General features: G+C 69.7%; 17 protein-coding genes. 11 read left to right on the top strand and 6 right to left on the bottom strand.

Going from position 1 to position 17,498, the window contains the following annotated elements; all coding sequences use genetic code 11:
• Window positions 1-26: 26 nt before the first annotated feature.
• Window positions 27-524, top strand: coding sequence for a methylated-DNA--[protein]-cysteine S-methyltransferase (locus IT780_RS20570; protein ID WP_199513428.1), 498 nt, complete (start codon window positions 27-29; stop codon window positions 522-524).
• Between the two features lie 105 nt (window positions 525-629).
• On the opposite strand, the gene IT780_RS20565 is transcribed toward IT780_RS20570, so the two are convergent.
• Together IT780_RS20565 and IT780_RS20560 are read right to left on the bottom strand one after the other, a co-directional pair.
• On the bottom strand, window positions 630-833 hold the full coding sequence (locus tag IT780_RS20565; RefSeq protein ID WP_199513234.1) for a cold-shock protein: 204 nt from the start codon (window positions 831-833) through the stop codon (window positions 630-632).
• A gap of 203 nt (window positions 834-1,036) precedes the next feature.
• Complete coding sequence (locus IT780_RS20560; RefSeq protein ID WP_199513233.1) at window positions 1,037-1,237, bottom strand: hypothetical protein; 201 nt, start codon at window positions 1,235-1,237, stop codon at window positions 1,037-1,039.
• A gap of 255 nt (window positions 1,238-1,492) precedes the next feature.
• On the opposite strand from IT780_RS20560, the gene IT780_RS20555 reads away from it, so the two are divergent.
• Window positions 1,493-2,554 carry a ferredoxin reductase gene (locus IT780_RS20555; RefSeq protein WP_372443757.1) on the top strand — a complete coding sequence of 354 codons (1,062 nt, stop codon included), beginning with the start codon at window positions 1,493-1,495 and terminating at the stop codon, window positions 2,552-2,554.
• Between the two features lie 16 nt (window positions 2,555-2,570).
• Window positions 2,571-3,773 carry a fatty acid desaturase family protein gene (locus tag IT780_RS20550; RefSeq protein ID WP_199513231.1) on the top strand — a complete coding sequence of 401 codons (1,203 nt, stop codon included), beginning with the start codon at window positions 2,571-2,573 and terminating at the stop codon, window positions 3,771-3,773.
• 57 nt (window positions 3,774-3,830) lie between these two features.
• Here IT780_RS20550 and IT780_RS20545 read toward each other — a convergent pair whose 3' ends face one another.
• Together IT780_RS20545 and IT780_RS20540 are read right to left on the bottom strand one after the other, a co-directional pair.
• The gene (locus tag IT780_RS20545; RefSeq protein WP_199513427.1) at window positions 3,831-4,910 is read right to left on the bottom strand and encodes an inositol-3-phosphate synthase; all 1,080 of its coding nucleotides are present in this window, start codon (window positions 4,908-4,910) and stop codon (window positions 3,831-3,833) included.
• Window positions 4,911-4,930: 20 nt separating this feature from the next.
• Entirely contained in the window at window positions 4,931-5,566 is a 636-nt protein-coding gene (locus IT780_RS20540) for a PadR family transcriptional regulator (protein WP_199513230.1), read from the bottom strand.
• Between the two features lie 155 nt (window positions 5,567-5,721).
• Between IT780_RS20540 and IT780_RS20535 the strand changes: the two genes are divergently transcribed.
• From IT780_RS20535 to IT780_RS20525, 3 genes are all read left to right on the top strand, one after another.
• Entirely contained in the window at window positions 5,722-6,192 is a 471-nt protein-coding gene (locus IT780_RS20535) for a DUF5318 domain-containing protein (RefSeq protein WP_199513229.1), read from the top strand.
• 189 nt (window positions 6,193-6,381) lie between these two features.
• Window positions 6,382-9,159 carry a transglycosylase domain-containing protein gene (locus tag IT780_RS20530; protein WP_199513228.1) on the top strand — a complete coding sequence of 926 codons (2,778 nt, stop codon included), beginning with the start codon at window positions 6,382-6,384 and terminating at the stop codon, window positions 9,157-9,159.
• Window positions 9,160-9,318: 159 nt separating this feature from the next.
• Window positions 9,319-10,836, top strand: coding sequence for a glycosyltransferase family 87 protein (locus IT780_RS20525; RefSeq protein WP_199513227.1), 1,518 nt, complete (start codon window positions 9,319-9,321; stop codon window positions 10,834-10,836).
• A gap of 182 nt (window positions 10,837-11,018) precedes the next feature.
• Here IT780_RS20525 and IT780_RS20520 read toward each other — a convergent pair whose 3' ends face one another.
• Together IT780_RS20520 and IT780_RS20515 are read right to left on the bottom strand one after the other, a co-directional pair.
• Window positions 11,019-13,109, bottom strand: coding sequence for a hypothetical protein (locus IT780_RS20520; RefSeq protein ID WP_307831281.1), 2,091 nt, complete (start codon window positions 13,107-13,109; stop codon window positions 11,019-11,021).
• 474 nt (window positions 13,110-13,583) lie between these two features.
• Window positions 13,584-14,354 (bottom strand): deoxyribonuclease IV, encoded by a 771-nt coding sequence (locus IT780_RS20515; protein ID WP_199513226.1) that lies wholly within the window; start codon window positions 14,352-14,354, stop codon window positions 13,584-13,586.
• On the opposite strand from IT780_RS20515, the gene IT780_RS20510 reads away from it, so the two are divergent.
• From IT780_RS20510 to rplI, 5 genes are all read left to right on the top strand, one after another.
• Window positions 14,347-15,465 carry a hypothetical protein gene (locus IT780_RS20510; protein WP_199513225.1) on the top strand — a complete coding sequence of 373 codons (1,119 nt, stop codon included), beginning with the start codon at window positions 14,347-14,349 and terminating at the stop codon, window positions 15,463-15,465. The genes IT780_RS20515 and IT780_RS20510 overlap by 8 nt on opposite strands.
• 291 nt (window positions 15,466-15,756) lie before the next feature.
• Window positions 15,757-16,047, top strand: a complete 291-nt coding sequence (gene rpsF / locus IT780_RS20505) for a 30S ribosomal protein S6 (protein WP_067509699.1) — start codon at window positions 15,757-15,759, stop codon at window positions 16,045-16,047.
• Between the two features lie 66 nt (window positions 16,048-16,113).
• Window positions 16,114-16,668, top strand: coding sequence for a single-stranded DNA-binding protein (locus IT780_RS20500; RefSeq protein ID WP_199513224.1), 555 nt, complete (start codon window positions 16,114-16,116; stop codon window positions 16,666-16,668).
• A gap of 39 nt (window positions 16,669-16,707) precedes the next feature.
• Complete coding sequence (gene rpsR / locus IT780_RS20495) at window positions 16,708-16,947, top strand: 30S ribosomal protein S18 (RefSeq protein WP_007073789.1); 240 nt, start codon at window positions 16,708-16,710, stop codon at window positions 16,945-16,947.
• Window positions 16,948-16,961: 14 nt separating this feature from the next.
• On the top strand, window positions 16,962-17,411 hold the full coding sequence (gene rplI, locus IT780_RS20490) for a 50S ribosomal protein L9 (protein ID WP_199513223.1): 450 nt from the start codon (window positions 16,962-16,964) through the stop codon (window positions 17,409-17,411).
• The last annotated feature ends 87 nt before the right edge of the window (window positions 17,412-17,498 follow it).

Here is a 17,498-nt window from a genome sequence, read left to right as displayed (position 1 = left end):
CCCGGGCGCACAATCGAGGCGTGCGGATGCTTCTGGAGACACCCATCGGCCCGCTCGGCGTCGACCTCGACGGTGAGACGGTGATCGGCGTCCGGTTCGGCGCGTCGCCGGCATGGGCGCCCGAGCCCGGTGGTCCGGCGTGGGCGTCCGGGTCCGGCGATCCGGCGGCGGAGCGGGTGCTGGCCGAGCTCGGCGGCTACTTCTCCGGCACGGTCACGGAGTTCTCGGTGCCGGTCGAGATGCGCGGCGGGTCGGATTTCGAGCGCGCGGTATGGGCCCAGATCGCTTCGATTCCGTACGGCGAGATGCGCACGTACGGGGCGATCGCCACGGCACTGGGTGATCCCGGAGCGGCCCGCGCTGTGGGGACGGCGTGCAACCGGAATCCGGTGCCCGTCATCGTCCCGTGTCACCGGGTGGTGGGTGCCGGCGGCAAACTCGTCGGGTTCGGCGGCGGGCTTCCCCGGAAACGGCAGCTGCTCGAGCTGGAGGCGCGGGTGGCGCTGGAACGGGCGTGGGGCTGAGTTGCTCCATTCGCCGGAACGCGCCCGGATGCCATTCTCGGCAACAAGAAACTCCGGGGCACGGCGGGCCGCTGAACCAGTCGGACCGCCGTACCCCGGAATGGATCAGATAGGCCGGATGTTGCTGGCCTGCGGGCCCTTCTGCCCGGGCGTGACGTCGAATTCCACCCGCTGGTTCTCCTCGAGGCTGCGGTAACCGTCCGCCGCGATGGCCGAGAAGTGGGCGAACACGTCGGCGCCGCCCCCGTCCTGGGTGATGAAGCCGAAGCCCTTGTCGGCGTTGAACCATTTAACGGTGCCAGAAGCCATGTCGTCTCCTTCGAAGGCGATGGGGAGCCCGCACCGTGCGGGATCCCGTGTCGTCGAATTGATCAACCGCGTCCGGAGAGACGGGAACGCAAAAAAGCGCCCCACGGGTTCGGATACCCATCAGGCGCCGGCAACGTCTACGGAAATCAAAACTGCAACGAGGCCACCGTAGCACCGTTTTCCACCGGCGGCTGAACGGAGTGTTATTTGTCGCCGGCGTCACCGGAAATGATGGACAGGCGAATTCCGCTCACGGTCTCCTCGACGAGGAACCGTTCGCTGAGCCCGTGACCGGGCAGCATGGCGTCGTAGAGCTCGGTGTTGGCCACCTCGATCGTGCCGCCGGCGCGTTCTACCAGGACGGCGAGGACAGCCCGGAGATTGACGTCGCTCAGGTATGGCATGGTGACCTCTTTGTCCTATTCGGTGCCCTGCCGTCAGAGTCGGTTGGGCCGGCCGAGCGGCCGCCTGAGCCGTCTGAGCCGTCTGAGCCCGTCCGGCGCGGCGACCTGGACTCTTTCCACCCTACGGGCGCTTTTCGCGTCCGGTAGGTGTGGAGCGGGACTTTTGTTCCACGGGTACAAGAGTGGGAGCCAGATTTACTTCGGCGGGTCAGGCGATTGTCCGCCCGGTGCAGGAACGCTTGTTACGTGGCTGTTATCAAAGCGCTCCGGGCCGGCGCGCAGCGTGCCGTGGAACTGATCACGGCGCCGCTGGTACCCGACGACTACCTCGACGCCGTGGCTCCGCTGCGCAACCCGCGGGTGCTGCGTGCCCGCGTCGAGGCGGTACGCCCGGAGACGCCGGACAGCGCCAGCCTCCTGCTCAAGCCCGGCGTCGGCTGGGCCGGGCACGTACCCGGCCAGTACGTGCGGCTCGGCGTGGACGTCGACGGCGTACGGCTGTGGCGCTCGTACTCGGTGACCAGCCGGGCCGGCCGCCGCGACGGGCGCATCTGCATCACCGTGAACGCGATACCCGGCGGCGCGGTGAGCACCCACCTCGTACGCCGGGCCCGGCGCGGCATGCTCCTGCACCTGGACCAGCCCATGGGCGAGTTCGTACTCCCGGCTCCCCTGCCGGCCAAATCATTGTTCGTGACCGCGGGCAGTGGCATCACACCCGTCATGGGCATGCTGCGCAGTCACCTGGCCGAGCTGGCCGACGTGGTTGTCGTGCACTCCGCCCGTACCCGGGAAGCGGCCGTCTTCGGCGCCGAGCTGCGCGCCCTGGCCGGCCATGGCCGCATCCGGCTCGTCGAGCGCCACACCGCCGCCGACGGGCGGATCAAGCCGGCCGACCTCGACGAGCTGGTGCCGGACCTGTTCGCCCGGCAGACCTGGGCCTGCGGGCCCAACGAGCTCCTCGACGACCTGGCCACGCACTGGGCCGACGCGGACGCGGCGCATCTGCTGCACGTCGAGCGCTTCCGCCCCACCGTGACCACCACGGGCGAGGGCGGCACCGTCACATTCACGCGTTCCGGCACCGTCGTGGAGACCGACGGAACCGTGCCCCTCCTGGACGCCGGGGAGGCCGCCGGGGTGCTCATGCCCTCCGGATGCCGCATGGGCATCTGCTTCAGCTGCGTGCTGCCGCTGCGTGAGGGCGCCGTGCGCGACCTGCGCGACGGTCAGCTCACCGTCGCCGAGCCTGGCGACAGCATTCCCGTACAGACCTGCGTATCGGCCGCCGCCGGTCCTTGCCAGATCGACCTGTAGGAGAAGAGGACCGCCCGTGACCACGATCCAGCACAAGAAGACCAATCCGATCGCTCACCTCACGCCTGAGGACATCGAGCAGATCGGGATCGAGCTCGACGCGATCCGCGACGAGGTCATGGGCAGCCGCGGCGAACGCGACGCCGCGTACATCCGGCGCATGATCAAAATCCAGCGCAGCCTGGACGTGGGCAGCCGGGCCGTCCTTCTCTTCTCGCTGTTCCCGCCGGCGTGGCTGGTCGGCACGGCCGGGCTGTCGATCGCCAAGATCCTGGACAACATGGAGATCGGCCACAACGTCCTGCACGGCCAGTGGGACTGGATGCGGGACCCGAAGATCCACTCGACCACGTGGAAGTGGGACTTCGCGTCCCCGGCGGAGCAGTGGCAGCACTCGCACAACGAGCTGCACCACACGTACACCAACGTGGTCGGGCGCGACAACGACCTCGGGTACGGCATCATGCGCGTCGACGAGGACCAGCCGTGGACGCCGGCGTACCTCGGCCAGCCGTTCTACAACTTCCTCAACGCCTGCCTCTTCGAGTACGGCATCGCCGCGTACGACCTGGAGCTCGGGTACAACCTGAAGACCAAGGAGCGCCGCCGGGACCCGAAGTTCCGGGCCGCGCTGAAGAAGGTCCGGCGCAGCATCGGCAAGAAGGCGCTCAAGGAGTACGTGATCCACCCCGCCCTGTCGGGGCCCTCGTTCCTGCACACGATCGCGGCCAACGCCACCGCCAACCTGATCCGCAACCTGTGGAGTCACTCGGTGATCATGTGCGGCCACTTCCCCCACGGGGTGGAGACCTTCGAGAAGACGTCCATCGAGGGCGAGACGCGCGGCGAGTGGTACCTGCGTCAGATGCTCGGCTCGGCCAACGTCAGCGGCAGCAAGCTGCTGCACGTCATGACCGGCAACCTGTCGCACCAGATCGAGCACCACCTCTTCCCGGACATGCCCAGCAACAGGTACGGCGAGATCGCGCCGAAGGTGCGGGCGCTGTTCGAGAAGTACGACCTGCAGTACGTCACAGGTCCGCTGCCGAAGCAGGTCGCCTCGGCGTGGGCGAAGGTCATCCGGCTGTCCCTGCCGAACCGGCGCAAGGACGAGGCGGCCCGGACCGGTGCCCCGTCCCCGGCGAAGGTGCGCGCTGCGGCCGAGCGCTGGCGGCGTACCCCGGTTGCGGCGGCCGCGCCCGTCACCACCGCGAGCTGATCCACCGACGCGAAAGGCCGGACCGTATGCCGGTCCGGCCTTTCGTGCGTTCGAGCGTCAGCGCTCGATGTCGCCCTTGATGAAGGCCTCCACGGCCTCCTTCGCGTCGTGGTCGTTGTACTGCACCGGCGGGCTCTTCATGAAGTACGAGCTGGCCGAGAGGATCGGGCCACCGATGCCGCGGTCCTTGGCGATCTTCGCGGCGCGAACCGCGTCGATGATCACGCCGGCCGAGTTCGGCGAGTCCCACACCTCGAGCTTGAGCTCGGCGGTCAGCGGGGTGTCGCCGAAGCTGCGGCCCTCGAGCCGGATGTAGGCCCACTTGCGGTCGTCGAGCCACGGCACGTGGTCCGACGGGCCGATGTGCACGTCGCTCTTGACCATCTCGTGCGGGATCTGCGAGGTCACCGACTGGGTCTTCGAGATCTTCTTCGAGACCAGGCGGGTGCGCTCGAGCATGTTCATGAAGTCCATGTTGCCGCCGAAGTTGAGCTGGTACGTGCGCAGCAGCTCGACACCGCGGTCCTCGAACAGCTTGGCGAGCGCGCGGTGCACGATCGTCGCGCCGACCTGGCTCTTGATGTCGTCGCCGACGATCGGCAGACCCGCGTCCTCGAACTTCTTCGCCCAGACCGGGTCCGAGGCGATGAAGACGGGCAGCGCGTTGACGAACGCGCAGCCGGCGTCGATCGCGGCCTGCGCGTAGAACTTGTCGGCCTCCTCGGAACCCACCGGCAGGTACGAGACGACGACGTCGACCTCGGCGTCCTTGAGGGCCTTGACGACGTCGACAGGCTCGGCCGACGACTCCTCGATGATCTCGCGGTAGTACGTGCCCAGACCGTCGAAGGTCGGTCCACGCTGGACGGTCACCCCGGTGGGCGGCACGTCGGTGAGCTTGATCGTGTTGTTCTCGCTGGCGACGATCGCCTCGGCGAGGTCCATGCCGACCTTCTTGGCGTCCACATCGAACGCCGCGACGAACTTCACGTCATTGACGTGGTAGTCGCCGAAGGTGACGTGCATGAGACCCGGAACGCGGTCGTTCGGGTCGGCGTCGCGGTAGTACTCCACGCCCTGTACGAGGGACGAGGCGCAGTTACCCACACCGACGATGGCGACGCGGACGGAGCCCATCGCGTTTGCCTCCTTGTTCATCACGGCCGGTCCTGATGCGGAGCCGGTTCTTCGGGGGGTGCTTCCACGACCGGTTCGGCCGCGGAATCGGGTGTGCCGCCAGTCGCGACGGACGGGGCACGGCCGGAGCGCTCGTTCGTGATGAGCTCCTCCAGCCAGCGGACCTCGCGCTCACACGCGTCGAGCCCGTGGCGCTGCAGTTCGAGGGTGTACGCGTCGAGCCGGTCCCCGGCGCGCGCCAATACGTCCCGCAGCCCTTCCCGGCGTTCCTCGATGCGACGACGGCGACCCTCGAGGATGCGCAGCCGGGTCGCCCGGTCGGTCCGGGAGAAGAAGGTGAAGTGCACGCCGAAGCCCGCGTCGTCGTACGTCTCCGGGCCCGCCTGGGCCAGCAGGTCGGCGAACCGCTCTTTCCCCTCGGCAGTGATCTTGTAGACAATCCGGCCCCGTTTGCTCGTCATCGGCGGGACGATGTCGGTCTCGGGGGCCTGTTCACTGATCCAGCCGGCGCTGTGCAGCCGTTTGAGGGTGGGGTAGAGGGTGCCGTAGCTGATCGCGGCACGGATCGTGCCCAGCTTGGTGGCGAGCTCTTTGCGCAGCTCGTACCCGTGCATCGGGGCCTCCTGGAGGAGGCCGAGGATCGCTAGTTCCAGCATCGGGCCACCTCCTTGAGTGCGATGTATCGGGCCGATACATCGCAACCGTAGGTCGGTGCGAGGCGTATCGCAAGACGGTGTCGGTATCGCAGTCGCCGCGCCACGCTGTGTGATGGCTGTCGCCGTTCCGGACCGGACCGCGTACTCTCTTCGCCATGCGCACGCAGCGGCAGGTCGTCGACTACTCGCTACAGAAGCGAGCGCTGCTGCGTGACGTGCACAACGGCAAGGTCGGAACCCTCGAGGTCTGCGATGCCTCGCCGTACCTCAGAAACGCAGCTCGGTTCCACGGCGAGCCGACCGACGAGCGTTGCCCGGTCTGCCGCCGCGACAACCTCACCTTGGTGCACTACATCTACGGCGACGAGCTGAAGCAGTCCGCCGGCCAGGCCCGGAAGCTCGCCGAGCTGCCGGTCCTCGCGATGACGCTGCGTGAGTTCCAAGTCTTCGTGGTCGAGGTGTGCCAGTCCTGCGCGTGGAACCATCTGATCGAGCAGTACCTGCTCGGCAGGGACGCGCTGAAATCCGACGAACTGGACAACGGCGCGGCGGCAGCCGCCGCGTCCGCCTCGGGCCGCCACCGCGAGACAGGGTCGTCGTCACATCGCCGGGAGGGCAGACAGTGATCGCCCTCAACGTCGCTAACGTTGACACGACCCCGACCGACACGGGCATCCAGCGCCGCAATCGGTCATTCTTGACATCCGACAGGGCGGCTGCGGCGATGCAGCCCAGAATGTCCGCTCGTGGCCCAGCCGGCGGGAGCCCCTCCAGGGCTCCCCGGGCGCGCCACCGCGACCGGTAGGTGTAACCGAATGAACTCGTACGGCGATCCGCAGTCTGCACGCGCCCGGGCCCGAGTGCCCGGGCCGTCCGCTGCTTCCACGCCTGACGACGACCCGTCCGGCTACGACGAGCGCCCCGCGCCCGACGCCTATCGGCGCCCGGCCGGCGGTCGTGCCTCCGTCAGCGGCTCCGCGCCCCGCGGTGCGGCCTCCGTCGGATCCGCCTCGGTCGCCGGGCGTGCCCCGGCGGGCGCCGGCCGTGCCTCCGTCGGCGCCGGCACCGGCGCCGTGGGCGCGCGCGCCTCGGTCGGCGGCCGTGCCTCCGCGGGTGCGCCGAACGCCGCGGGCGCCGGCGGACGGGCCTCTGTCGCCCGCGCCGCCGTCCGGCCCGTCTCCCCCGCGGTCGGTGGGGGCGGCAACATCGACCTCGGCGACCCCTCCGGCAACGGCAAGCGGGGCAGCGCGCAGAAGATCCTCACCAAGGCGGCCAAGAAGCGCCGGCGCACGAACATCCTGACCGCCGCGGCCGCCGTCCTGGTGATCATGCTCGGCGCCGGCGTCGTGGGTGGCACGTACCTCTGGGACGACGTCGACCTGCCGCCGCAGAAGACCGAGGCGCAGACGAACGTCATCCTCGACGAGTCGGGCAACGTGCTCGCGCGCCTCGGCGACCAGAACCGCACGATCGTGCCGCAGCCGAAGATCAACATGGTCGTGCAGCACGCCGTCGCCGCGGCCGAGGACAAGAACTTCTACCACCACAACGGCATCGACATGAAGGGCATCGTCCGGGCCGCGTGGAACAACTTCACCGGTGGCAGCACGCAGGGCGCCTCGACGATCACCCAGCAGTACGCCCGGCACGCCGCGGACCTCAAGGCGATCAGCTACAACCGCAAGCTCCGGGAGGCCGTGCTCGCCCGCAAGCTCGAGGGCAAGTACGACAAGAACCAGATCATGGGCCTCTACCTGAACTACATCTACCTCGGTGAGGGCCGGTACGGCATCGAGGCCGCGGCGCAGGGCTACTTCGGCAAGTCGGTGATGACGCCCGAGGGTGACAAGAACGCGATCACGCCGTACGAGGCGGCGGTGCTCGCCTCGATCATCAAGCAGCCCGAGCCGGACCCGTCGGGCGGGCACAAGGGCTTCGACCCCAACTACAACCTCCAGGCGGCCAAAGACCGCTGGGAGTACACGATGAAGAACATGCTCGAGGAGAAGTGGATCTCTCCCGAGGTGTACGCCGCCCGCAAGTACCCGAAGGTGAAGCCGCCGTCGAAGGGCGGCTGCAAGACGTGCGCCGCGGACAAGCCGGTCGGCATGATCATGCGCCACGTCAACGCCGAGCTGCGCGAGATGGGCATCAGCGAGACCGAGTTCCAGCGGGGCGGCTACACGGTCACCACGACCATCAACCCCGAGGTGCAGAAGGCCGCCGAGGAGGCCGGCTCGCGCAAGAGCGACGAGTCGCCGATGCACGGCAAGCCGAAGTCGTACCAGGCCGCGGTCATCGGCATCGACCCGACCACCGGCCGGGTGCTCGGCTACTACGCGGGCGACGACCCCAACGGCACCGACTACGGCAGCTACATGAACGGCGACGGCACCGGCTTCAGCGGCCGCGGCCAGTCCCCCGGCTCGACGTTCAAGATCTACACGCTGGCCGCGGGTCTGCGGGAGAACATCTCGTTCGACACGATCTGGGACAGCACCAAGAAGCGCGAGGGCGGCCGGGAGATCAACAACGCCGGTGCGGACAAGGGCACGCTCTGCGGCGGCAAGATCAGAAACTGTGACCTCGAGACGGCGACGATCAAGTCGTACAACTTCCCGTTCTACTGGATCGCCGACGGCATCGGCCGCGACAAGGTCATCGCCGCCGCGCGCGACGCCGGCATCCAGCACATGTGGCCGGACAACGGTCCCATGGTCGACCTGGACAACACCCAGGCCACCACGTGGAAGAAGAACTTCGACAACGAGGTCGCCTTCGGCCAGTACCACGTCGTGCCGCTCGAGCACGCCGAGGGCGTCGCGACCATCGTCAACCAGGGCATCCGCAACAAGGTGCACTTCGTCAAGTCGGTGAAGGCGGTCGACCCGGACACCGGCAAGAAGAAGGTCGTCAAGTCCGAGAAGCTCGCCCCGAAGCGGGTCTTCGACAAGGACCAGATGTCCAACCTCTCCGGCGTCATGTCGAAGATCCCGGCGCACGCCGAGAACACCCTGCGCAACGGCCGCTCGGCAATCGCCAAGTCCGGCACCTGGGAGTTCGACGACGGCAAGGACAACCACACCGGTAGCGGTGACACCTGGTTCGTCGGCGGCATCCCGCAGCTCGCGGCCACGGTGTGGGTCGGTGGCGCCAAGAACAAGGTCGAGCTGAAGGACAACGGCGGCGACATGTTCGGCTCCGGTACGCCGGCGGCCATCTGGGAGAAGTTCATCAACACCGTCACCAGGGCGCTGGACATGAAGCAGGAGAGCTTCCCGGAGCGCGTCCGCACCGGTGATCCGAACAGCCAGTACGCCAACGGTGTGGCCCCGCCGCCTCCGCCGCCGACCCAGGAGCAGACGCCGCCGGACCAGAGCTTCATCTGCCGGATCGCGCCGCAGCAGTGCCAGGACGGCAACGGCAATGGGAACGGCAACGGCGACAACGGCGGCAACAACGACGGCAACAACGACAACGGCGGTACGAACGACGGCGGTCAGAACACGCTGCCCGGCGTGCCCGGCGGTGGTGGTACCGGGCCCGGGGTGGGCGGTGGCCAGACCGACGGCAACCAGAACGACGGCGGCTGACCGTACGCGGATCCGAACGACACCGGCGCTCACCCCCAGGGTGGGCGCCGGTCGGTTTTCCGGGGTGTCCGCGAGCCGGCACCGATCCGGCCTTCCCGCCCGCTTCTCGCCCGGACGGGACCGTCACTTCCGAACCGGAATGCGGCATGATGCGGAGTCATGAGCGCGACTTCGCCGTCGGACACCGACCGGACCGACCTGCCCGCCGAGTCCGACGGCTTCGTCCGCGGGCTCTCGCAGGCCATCGGCGGGCCCGTCGGGTCACACGCCGTCCGGCCCGGGGCCCGCAGCGGCGGCTTCTGGACCGCGCAGCGGATCATCCTGGCGCTGGTCTGCCTGACGCTCGCGTTCAGCTGGGTGCAGAAGTCACCCTGCCAGGACGGTGACTGGCAGAAGAACGTCCAGTACACGCGTTTCTGCTACACCGACGTGCTGGCGTTGTACTACGCGGAGGGCCTCAACGAGGGCAAGGTGCCGTACCGGGACCACCCCGTCGAGTACCCGGTCGTCACCGGCTACTTCATGGGCGCGCTCGGCCTGCCCGTGCACGCGCTCGGCCAGAAGTACCCCGAGATCAACCAGGGCAAGTGGTTCTACAACGCCAACGCGCTCGTGCTCTCGATCCTGGCGGTCGCGTCCGCGGCGGTCATCCTCGCCCTGCGCCGCCGCCGCCCGTGGGACGCCGCGATCTTCGCCCTCTCCCCGATCCTGCTGGTCACCGCGACGGTCAACTGGGACTTCCTGGCGATCGGCCTGGCGATGTTCGGGCTCCTCGCCTGGGCGCGGCGCCGACCCTGGCTCGCCGGGGTCCTCCTCGGCCTCGGCGGCGCGGCCAAACTGTGGCCGCTGTTCATCCTCGGGCCCATCTTCGTGCTCGCCCTGCGCTCCCGCCGGCTCCAGGCCTTCTGGGCGGCCGTCGCCACGGCGGTCGGTGCCTGGCTGGTCGCCAACGTCCCGATCGCGGTCCTGTACCCCGACAGCTTCTCCCGCTTCTTCGACCTCAACCGCACCCGGCCCATCGACTGGGGCACGCTCTGGTACGTCGGCCGCTACCTCGACACCAAGTGGAACACCGGTGGAGCCGGGGACCAGGGCCCGTTCCAATGGCTCAGCGACCACGTGCCGGCCCTGAACACCCTGACGTACGCGCTGACGATCCTCGCCTGCATCGCCATCGGGGTGCTCTGCCTGCTGGCACCCCGGCGGCCCCGCCTCGCCCAGGTGGCGTTTCTCGTCGTGGCGGTCTTCCTGATCTTCAGCAAGGTGTGGTCCCAGCAGTACGTCCTCTGGCTCCTCCCGCTGATCGTCCTCGCCCGCCCCCGCTGGGGCGCGATCATCGCCTGGTCGGTCGCGGAGATCGGCTACTTCACCGCCTTCTACGCCGAGCTCCTGGGCGCGGGCGGCAAGCCGGTGATCCCGGAGGGGACGTTCGTGTTGGCCTCCAGCCTGCGGCTCATCACGGTGGCTGTCCTGTGCGGCCTGGTGATCCGCGAGATCTGGCACCCGGAACTCGACCCGGTCCGCCGCACCTACGAGGACGACCCGGACGGGGGCGTGCTCGACGGAGCCGAGGACGCGGGATGGGTGGCGTCGCTGCGGCGCGTGTTCCACGTGGAACAGCGGCCGGCGGCGGCGGCGGTCGAGGCGGGGGACGCGTCGCCTACGCCCGTGGGGTGAGCGGCGGCCCTGCCTGCGCCTAGCAGTGCCAGCACGGCCTGGCGCGCTCGTGCGCCGGCGGGGCCCACGCCGGCCGGGGCTCGCCGGATCACCTCGGGCGGTGGCTCGGCGGCCCAGCGTTGGCCGGCGCCGGCCTGATCGCTTTGGTCGGCGAGCGGTTCCAGGTGCGAATGGTGCGGCTGTCAGCCGAGGCGGAACAGGACCGAATTCTCGTCAACGTCCTCGCGGGTGATGCCCAGGCTGTCGACCGGCAGATCCCCCGCGCGCTCCCACGACGTACCCGCGGCCTGCGAGCGGAGCAGCAGAACCGTGCCGATGCCCTGCGTGCGCAGGTACTGGACGCTCGTCGCGTCGGGGAACGTCGCCACCGAGCGGCGCAGCTCGGCCTGCCGGCTGGGGGCGAAGCCGCCGCCGCCGTTCGCCAGCTGCTGGAAGCGGGTCGTGGACCACAGCATCACGGTCTGATCGGTCAGCGCCGTCGTGGGCAGGACCAGCATCGGGCCGGTCACCGTACGCATCGCCGCCGGCTGTTCCGGCACCACGGGGTGCGCGGTCGCGTTCCAGGACTCGCCGACGACGAGCAGCAGCGGTACGAACGTCGCCAGCCGCAGCCACGGCCCGGGCCACGGCGGGATCCGGGACGCCGCCAGGTGCTCGGCGCGACGCACGAACTCGGCGACCGCGCCGGCCGCCAGGATCACCAGGAACAGGGTCACCCACAGCATCAACCGGCCGGGAATGCGTACGCCGAAAGAACCCGGCAGGTGTCCGAAGAGCGGCAGGTAGGTCCAGCGGCCCTCGAAGAAGGTCGTGCCCAGCGTGAACACGGCGCTGACCAGGATGGCGGCCAGCAGGATCAGTCGTTGCCACATGCGCCAGACCGAGAAGACCAGCCCGACGAGGGCGAGGGCGTACAGCACGAATCCGGGCAGCAGGCTCATCTCGGCCGGCCACGCCAGCGACTGCCGGGCCACGGCGTGCGGCGCGCCCCAGATGCGCGACTCCGCGGGGCCGATCAGGAGGCTGCGTACGGGTGGCGAGAAGAACCCGATTTCCGTGCCGGCCGGCCCGGTGTCCGGCACGCGCAGGTACGGGACGGCGATGAGCGCACCGACCCCGGCGACGATCAACGCGCCCAGCAGGTCGGTGATGAGCAGGCGCCACCCCAGCACCGGTACGGGCGACCGCCGCCGAAGCCGACGCACCAGCACGGCGCACCCGACGACCAGAATCAGGCCGGCCAGCACGTACGCGAACGGCAGCCCGAGCGGGAACCCCAGGCTGAGCTGCCACGTGGCCACGACCCACCCGGCCGCCGCCCACCCCGCGTGCCGCCGGCCGGGGCGGAACCCGTACCGCAGCGACCAGCCGTGCCCGCGCGCCAGCATCGCCAACGCCAACGGGATCGCGCCCGCGGAGACGATGTCGAGGTGCCCCTCCTGCGCCAGCCGCCACGGGGCGTACGCGAACGCGACCGCCCCGACGACCGCCCCGGTCCGCCCGGCGCCGAGCTGCCGCACGAGCGCGTACCCACCGATCGCCAGCAACGCGTGCGCGAGTACGAACAGGAGGTTGTACCGCAGCGTGGCCGCCAGCGGGCCCTCGCCGAGCATCCCGGCCGGGGCGTACCCGAGCAGGTTGCTCCCGAACGCGAAGCTGTACCGCTCGGGGAAGAACGCGTTCGACTGCCACAGCCGCGCAGGCTCGGTGAGCAGGACATGCCCAGCCCACGACACCTGCCACGCCTGCCGGGACGGATCCCAGACGTCCTGCGGAACGGTGTGCAGCGGATAGCGCAGCGTCGGCCACGTGAGGAGTACGGCCAGCAGCAGCGAACCGTAGACGACCAGGGCGTACTCGTGAATGAACGCCCGGCCGACCACCCGCAGCGCGCGACGGACGCGGCCGGGCTGGCGCTCCGTGGTCTCCGCGAAGACGGTCCAGGGGTCCGGCGGGGCGCCGGGTGGCCGGGTTGTGGGAAGTGCGGGCTTGCGACGGCGGAAGCGGCCGGTGGAGGGTTCGTCCTGCTTGGCGGTGGGCTCGCCGGGCTGCTTCTGCGGCTCGGCGGTGGGGTGGGTCAGGTCGCTGGGCTCATCCGTGGGTTTTCCCGGTTCGGCAGTCGACTTCTCCGAGGTCGCTGGGGATGAGCCCGGGGTGCCCGGTGCGTTCGCCGTCTCCGGCGCGTTCGCCGGGTCCGGCGCGTTCGCCGGGTCCGGTGGGTCCGGTGGGTCCGCCGTCTCCGGTGGGTCCGCCGGGACGGATTGCGGCGGCACGGCGGGCCGGAGTCCGCGATTGGCGTCGGTCCGCTCCCCTGCCTCAGCGGCACGGCCGCGTCGCAGTCCCGCCCAACGGCGGATCCTCGGCTGCTTCGTTTCGCCAGAATTCGGCGCACCGACGGCGGTCGACTGCACGACGGCGGCCTGCGCCGCGGTGGGGCCTGGCTGCCCGGCGGCGGTGCTCGGCTGACTGGCGGCGATGCTCGGCTGACCGGCGGCCGTCTGCGCCACGGCTGGACTCGGCTGCGCCACAGCTGGACTCGGCTGTGCGGCGGCGGTCGGGGTTTCCGCGGCGCCCGGCTGACCAACGGCATCGGCGGATCCCGTCGCGGCTGCGGATCCGGGCATGCCCGGCTCTCCGGCCGTGCCCGCTTCGCCCGCTCCGGATCCATCCCGGGCGCCGACCTGCGGCTGCTCGGTCGTCATTCCGCTCCCTCGTGCCGCCGGTTCAGCTGCCCGTTCGCTCGCGCATCAGAGCTTCGCGCGCAACAACGCGATGTCGGCGGACTGGCCCTCGGCGCCGCCGGGGGTTTCGACGATCGCCGGGGCGCCCGCCGCACGGATGGCCGCCACCACCAACTCAGGGTCGATCTTGCCATTGCCGAGGTTGTCGTGCCGGTCTCGGCCCGAATCGAAGGCGTCCTTGGAGTCGTTGGCGTGGATCAGGTCGATGCGGCCGGTGATGGCCTTGACCCGGTCGACGATGTCGAGGAGCTCCTCGCCGCCGGCGTGGGCGTGGCAGGTGTCGAGGCAGAAGCCCGCGCCGAACTCGCCGACCGCATCCCAGAGGCGGGCGAGGTTGTCGAAGCGGCGGGCCATGGCGTTGTCGCCGCCGGCCGTGTTCTCGATGAGGATGGGGAGTGGGAGGCCGCCCTCCTTCTCCGCGTACGCGAAGGTTTTGCGCCAATTGTCGAATCCGACCGCGACGTCGTCGCCCGCATTGACGTGTCCACCATGGACGATCAGTCCGCGGGCGCCGATGGCGGCGGCCGCGCGGGCGTGGGTCAGCAGCAGTTTCCGGCTCGGGATGCGGATGCGGTTGTTCAGCGTCGCCACGTTGATCACATAGGGCGCGTGGACGTAGACGTCCACGTCGGACGCCTGCAACGCCTCGGTGTCGGGCCGGGCCGCCGGTGCCTTCCAGCCCTGCGGATCGGCCAGGAAGAACTGGACGGCGTCGGCGCCGCGGGCGGCGGCTGCGTCGAGGGGATCGGCGGGGTCGACATGGGCTCCGATGCGCATGGACCGAGCCTACGACGCGGGTACGACGCTCACCTTCCGTCGCCCACCCACCACCGAGCGCGTCACCGGCCTGGACAAGACGTCGTTAATCGAAGGATTGCACGACGAATTGGGAGATGGTGGCATGTCGCGGCAAGTCCGACACCGGGTGACGGCGATCGTGGTAGGCGGGTTTCTGCTGGGCGCGGCGGTCGTCTCCACGGGTACGGCGAACGCCGAGCAGGTCGAGCAGGTCGAGGGAGGTGGCCGCCAGGTCGTGTTCGCGGGCGGCGGGATGCTCGGCCTGTCGTGTGAGTCCACTCCCTCGGTGGGGTCGATGACCGTTCCGGCGGAGAGCACCGTACGGGTGGTCAACCGCACCGGCCGGCACGCGAACCTGATGCTGAACGGCGACTCGAAGGGGTCCATCCCGGACGACGGGTCCACCGAGGTCGTGTTCCGCCGGGGTACCACCGCTGTCACGCTCAACCCGAACTGTGCCGTCGCCGATCGTGCGACGCCCGTGCTCGTCACTGCCACGCCGTCCCCGTCCGCGACGCCGGATCCGACTCCCGTACCTCCGGCCGGCGGTACCGACGGGGCGACCTCCGCGCCGACGGGACCGACGTCGCCCGCGAGCTCGAGCGGCGGTGCCTCCGCGCCGGGCTCCGGGCCTGCGACGACTCCGCCGCAGCGTCCGTCGAGGCCGGGGCCGGCCACCGCGCCGGCGGGCAAGTCGCGCGACACGGTGATCGTGACTCGCGGGCGAGGGAACCAGTCCATGCCGCAGGGCGGCGCGGCGTCGCGTTCCAAGAACCGGACCGCCACGGGTACGACGGGAGCGAACGTTCCCGCGTTCTCGGGGATGCCGCCGGGTGAGGACAAGAAGGTGCTCGGGGGCGTACCCACGGTGGATCTGTCGTCGACTGCCACGCAGGCGACGCCCGCCCAACCGGCCGGACCGGCGACCCAGATGGCCGCGGCGGAGCCGGTCGCGGCGATGGAGCCGATGGCCGACTCCAAGCCGCTCGGTCTGCTCGCAGTGATCGCGTGTATCTGCGTGGTCGGCGTCGCTACCGGAGCAATTCGGGCAATCGTGTCGCAACGTGCATCCCGGACAAACATGGCGTAGGCTGTCGCCCAGAAGCTCCGCGGGGCGGCCGTTCCAACCTCATCGGTGTGGTCGTTCCTCCCCAGGTCCCACCCAACGAATGCGGACCGGACGCCCCGCGGCTCCACGAGGAGAGCCCCGTCGCCCAGACGGGGCTCTCTTTTTGGTTGCCCAGCTCGGCGCGGGTATGCTGGCTCGGTTCGCAGTGACTCGCCGTGGGAGACAGTGCCCGCGGTTTCTTTCTGCGATCGACACAAGACCTCCTGCCACGGAGAGACCGTGGCCGTTCAGCCCACAGGAGGTGAGAACGTCTTGCGTCATTACGAACTCATGGTGATCCTCGACCCCTCGCTCGAGGAGCGCACCGTCGCCCCGTCGCTCGACCAGTACCTGAACGTGATCAGGACCGCGGGCGGCTCGGTCGAGAAGCTCGATGTCTGGGGCCGTCGCCGGCTCTCGTTCGAGATCAACAAGAAGTCCGAGGGCATCTACGCCGTCGTGGACCTGCAGGCGACGCCCGAGGCCGTGGCGGAGCTGGACCGTCAGCTGCGGCTCAACGAGTCCATCCTGCGTACCAAGGTCATCCGGCCGGAGACCCGCTGACCCTCGTTTTTGTCGTAGGGCTCTGAGAGCCTGTGCGCGAACGAGAGAAGCGGCGAGGAGAAGATCATGGCAGGAGAAACCACCATCACGGTCGTCGGCAACTTGACCGACGACCCTGAGCTGCGCTTCACCCCTTCGGGTGCGGCGGTCGCCAAGTTCCGCATCGCCTCGACGCCGCGGACCTTGGATCGGCAATCGGGCGAGTGGAAAGACGGCGAGCCACTCTTCCTCGCATGCAACATCTGGCGTGACGCCGCCGAGCACGTCGCCGAGTCGCTGCAGCGTGGCGCTCGGGTGATCGTGCAGGGCCGGCTGCGCCAGCGGTCTTACGAGACCCGCGAGGGCGAGAAGCGCACCGTCTACGAGCTCGAGGTCGACGAGATCGGCCCGTCCCTGCGCTACGCCACGGCGAAGGTGCAGAAGATGAACCGTTCCGGTGGCGGCGGAGGCGGCTTCGGCGGCGGCGGTGGTGGCAGCCGGCAGCCCAGCGGCGGTGGCGGCGGCGGAGGCGGCAACTCCTCCTCCTTCGACGACCCGTGGGCGACGGCGGCCCCGGCTTCTGGCGGCAACCGCTCCGGCGGCGGCAGCAGCTCCTCTTTCGACGACGAGCCTCCCTTCTAAGCCCCGCAACGGGCTTTCTTGAGTTCAGGAGTAAGAGCAATGGCCAAGGCTGCGGCACTGCGCAAGCCGAAGAAGAAGGTGAACCCGCTCGACAAGGACGGGATCACCTACATCGACTACAAGGACACCGCGCTCCTGCGGAAGTTCATCTCGGACCGCGGCAAGATCCGCGCTCGGCGGGTCACCGGCGTGACCTCCCAGCAGCAGCGGCAGATCGCCCGCGCGGTCAAGAACGCCCGTGAGATGGCGCTCCTGCCGTACACCGCGACGGCTCGCTGAGGGGAGGCACGACAATGAAGATCATCCTCACCCAGGAGGTGTCGGGCCTCGGCACCCCCGGCGACATCGTCGAGGTCAAGAACGGCTACGGCCGTAACTACCTGCTGCCGCAGGGCTTCGCGATCCCGTGGAGCAAGGGCGCCGAGAAGCAGGTCACGGTCATCAAGCGGGCCCGCGACGCCCGCGAGATCCGCGACCTGGGCCAGGCCAACGAGGTCAAGGGCCAGCTCGAGGGCCTCAAGGTCACGCTGTCGGCCCGCTCCGGCACCGGCGGCCGCCTCTTCGGCTCCATCACCCCGGCAGAGATCGTCGACGCGGTCAAGGCCGCCGGCGGCCCGTCCCTCGACCGGCGCCGCCTCGAGCTGCCCGGCCACATCAAGACCACGGGCTCGTACAAGGTCCAGGTCAAGCTCCACCCCGAGGTGACCGCGGCGTTCCCCGTGAACGTCGTCGCCGCCAAGTAACACCCGCGCCACGAAAGCGGGCCCCCCCCCGGGGGGGGGGGCGGTGCCCAAGAAAGAAGGGGTGGACGCACGGCCGGCGGGGATCCC

This window comes from Nucisporomicrobium flavum, assembly GCF_016464385.1.
GTDB classification, from domain to species: Bacteria; Actinomycetota; Actinomycetes; order Mycobacteriales; family Micromonosporaceae; genus Actinoplanes; species Actinoplanes flavus_A.
This window is presented reverse-complemented; position numbering and strand designations above follow the sequence as displayed.

Bases quoted from the DNA above. Each gene is read 5' to 3' on its own strand.
- IT780_RS20570 (WP_199513428.1), top strand. From the start codon at position 27: ATGCTTCTGGAGACACCCATCGGCCCGCTCGGCGTCGACCTCGACGGT.
- IT780_RS20565 (WP_199513234.1), bottom strand. From the start codon at position 833: ATGGCTTCTGGCACCGTTAAATGGTTCAACGCCGACAAGGGCTTCGGC.
- IT780_RS20560 (WP_199513233.1), bottom strand. From the start codon at position 1,237: ATGCCATACCTGAGCGACGTCAATCTCCGGGCTGTCCTCGCCGTCCTG.
- IT780_RS20545 (WP_199513427.1), bottom strand. From the start codon at position 4,910: ATGGGCTCCGTCCGCGTCGCCATCGTCGGTGTGGGTAACTGCGCCTCG.
- IT780_RS20540 (WP_199513230.1), bottom strand. From the start codon at position 5,566: ATGCTGGAACTAGCGATCCTCGGCCTCCTCCAGGAGGCCCCGATGCAC.
- IT780_RS20535 (WP_199513229.1), top strand. From the start codon at position 5,722: ATGCGCACGCAGCGGCAGGTCGTCGACTACTCGCTACAGAAGCGAGCG.
- IT780_RS20530 (WP_199513228.1), top strand. From the start codon at position 6,382: ATGAACTCGTACGGCGATCCGCAGTCTGCACGCGCCCGGGCCCGAGTG.
- IT780_RS20525 (WP_199513227.1), top strand. From the start codon at position 9,319: ATGAGCGCGACTTCGCCGTCGGACACCGACCGGACCGACCTGCCCGCC.
- IT780_RS20510 (WP_199513225.1), top strand. From the start codon at position 14,347: ATGCGCATGGACCGAGCCTACGACGCGGGTACGACGCTCACCTTCCGT.
- IT780_RS20515 (WP_199513226.1), bottom strand. From the start codon at position 14,354: ATGCGCATCGGAGCCCATGTCGACCCCGCCGATCCCCTCGACGCAGCC.
- IT780_RS20500 (WP_199513224.1), top strand. From the start codon at position 16,114: ATGGCAGGAGAAACCACCATCACGGTCGTCGGCAACTTGACCGACGAC.
- rpsR (WP_007073789.1), top strand. From the start codon at position 16,708: ATGGCCAAGGCTGCGGCACTGCGCAAGCCGAAGAAGAAGGTGAACCCG.
- rplI (WP_199513223.1), top strand. From the start codon at position 16,962: ATGAAGATCATCCTCACCCAGGAGGTGTCGGGCCTCGGCACCCCCGGC.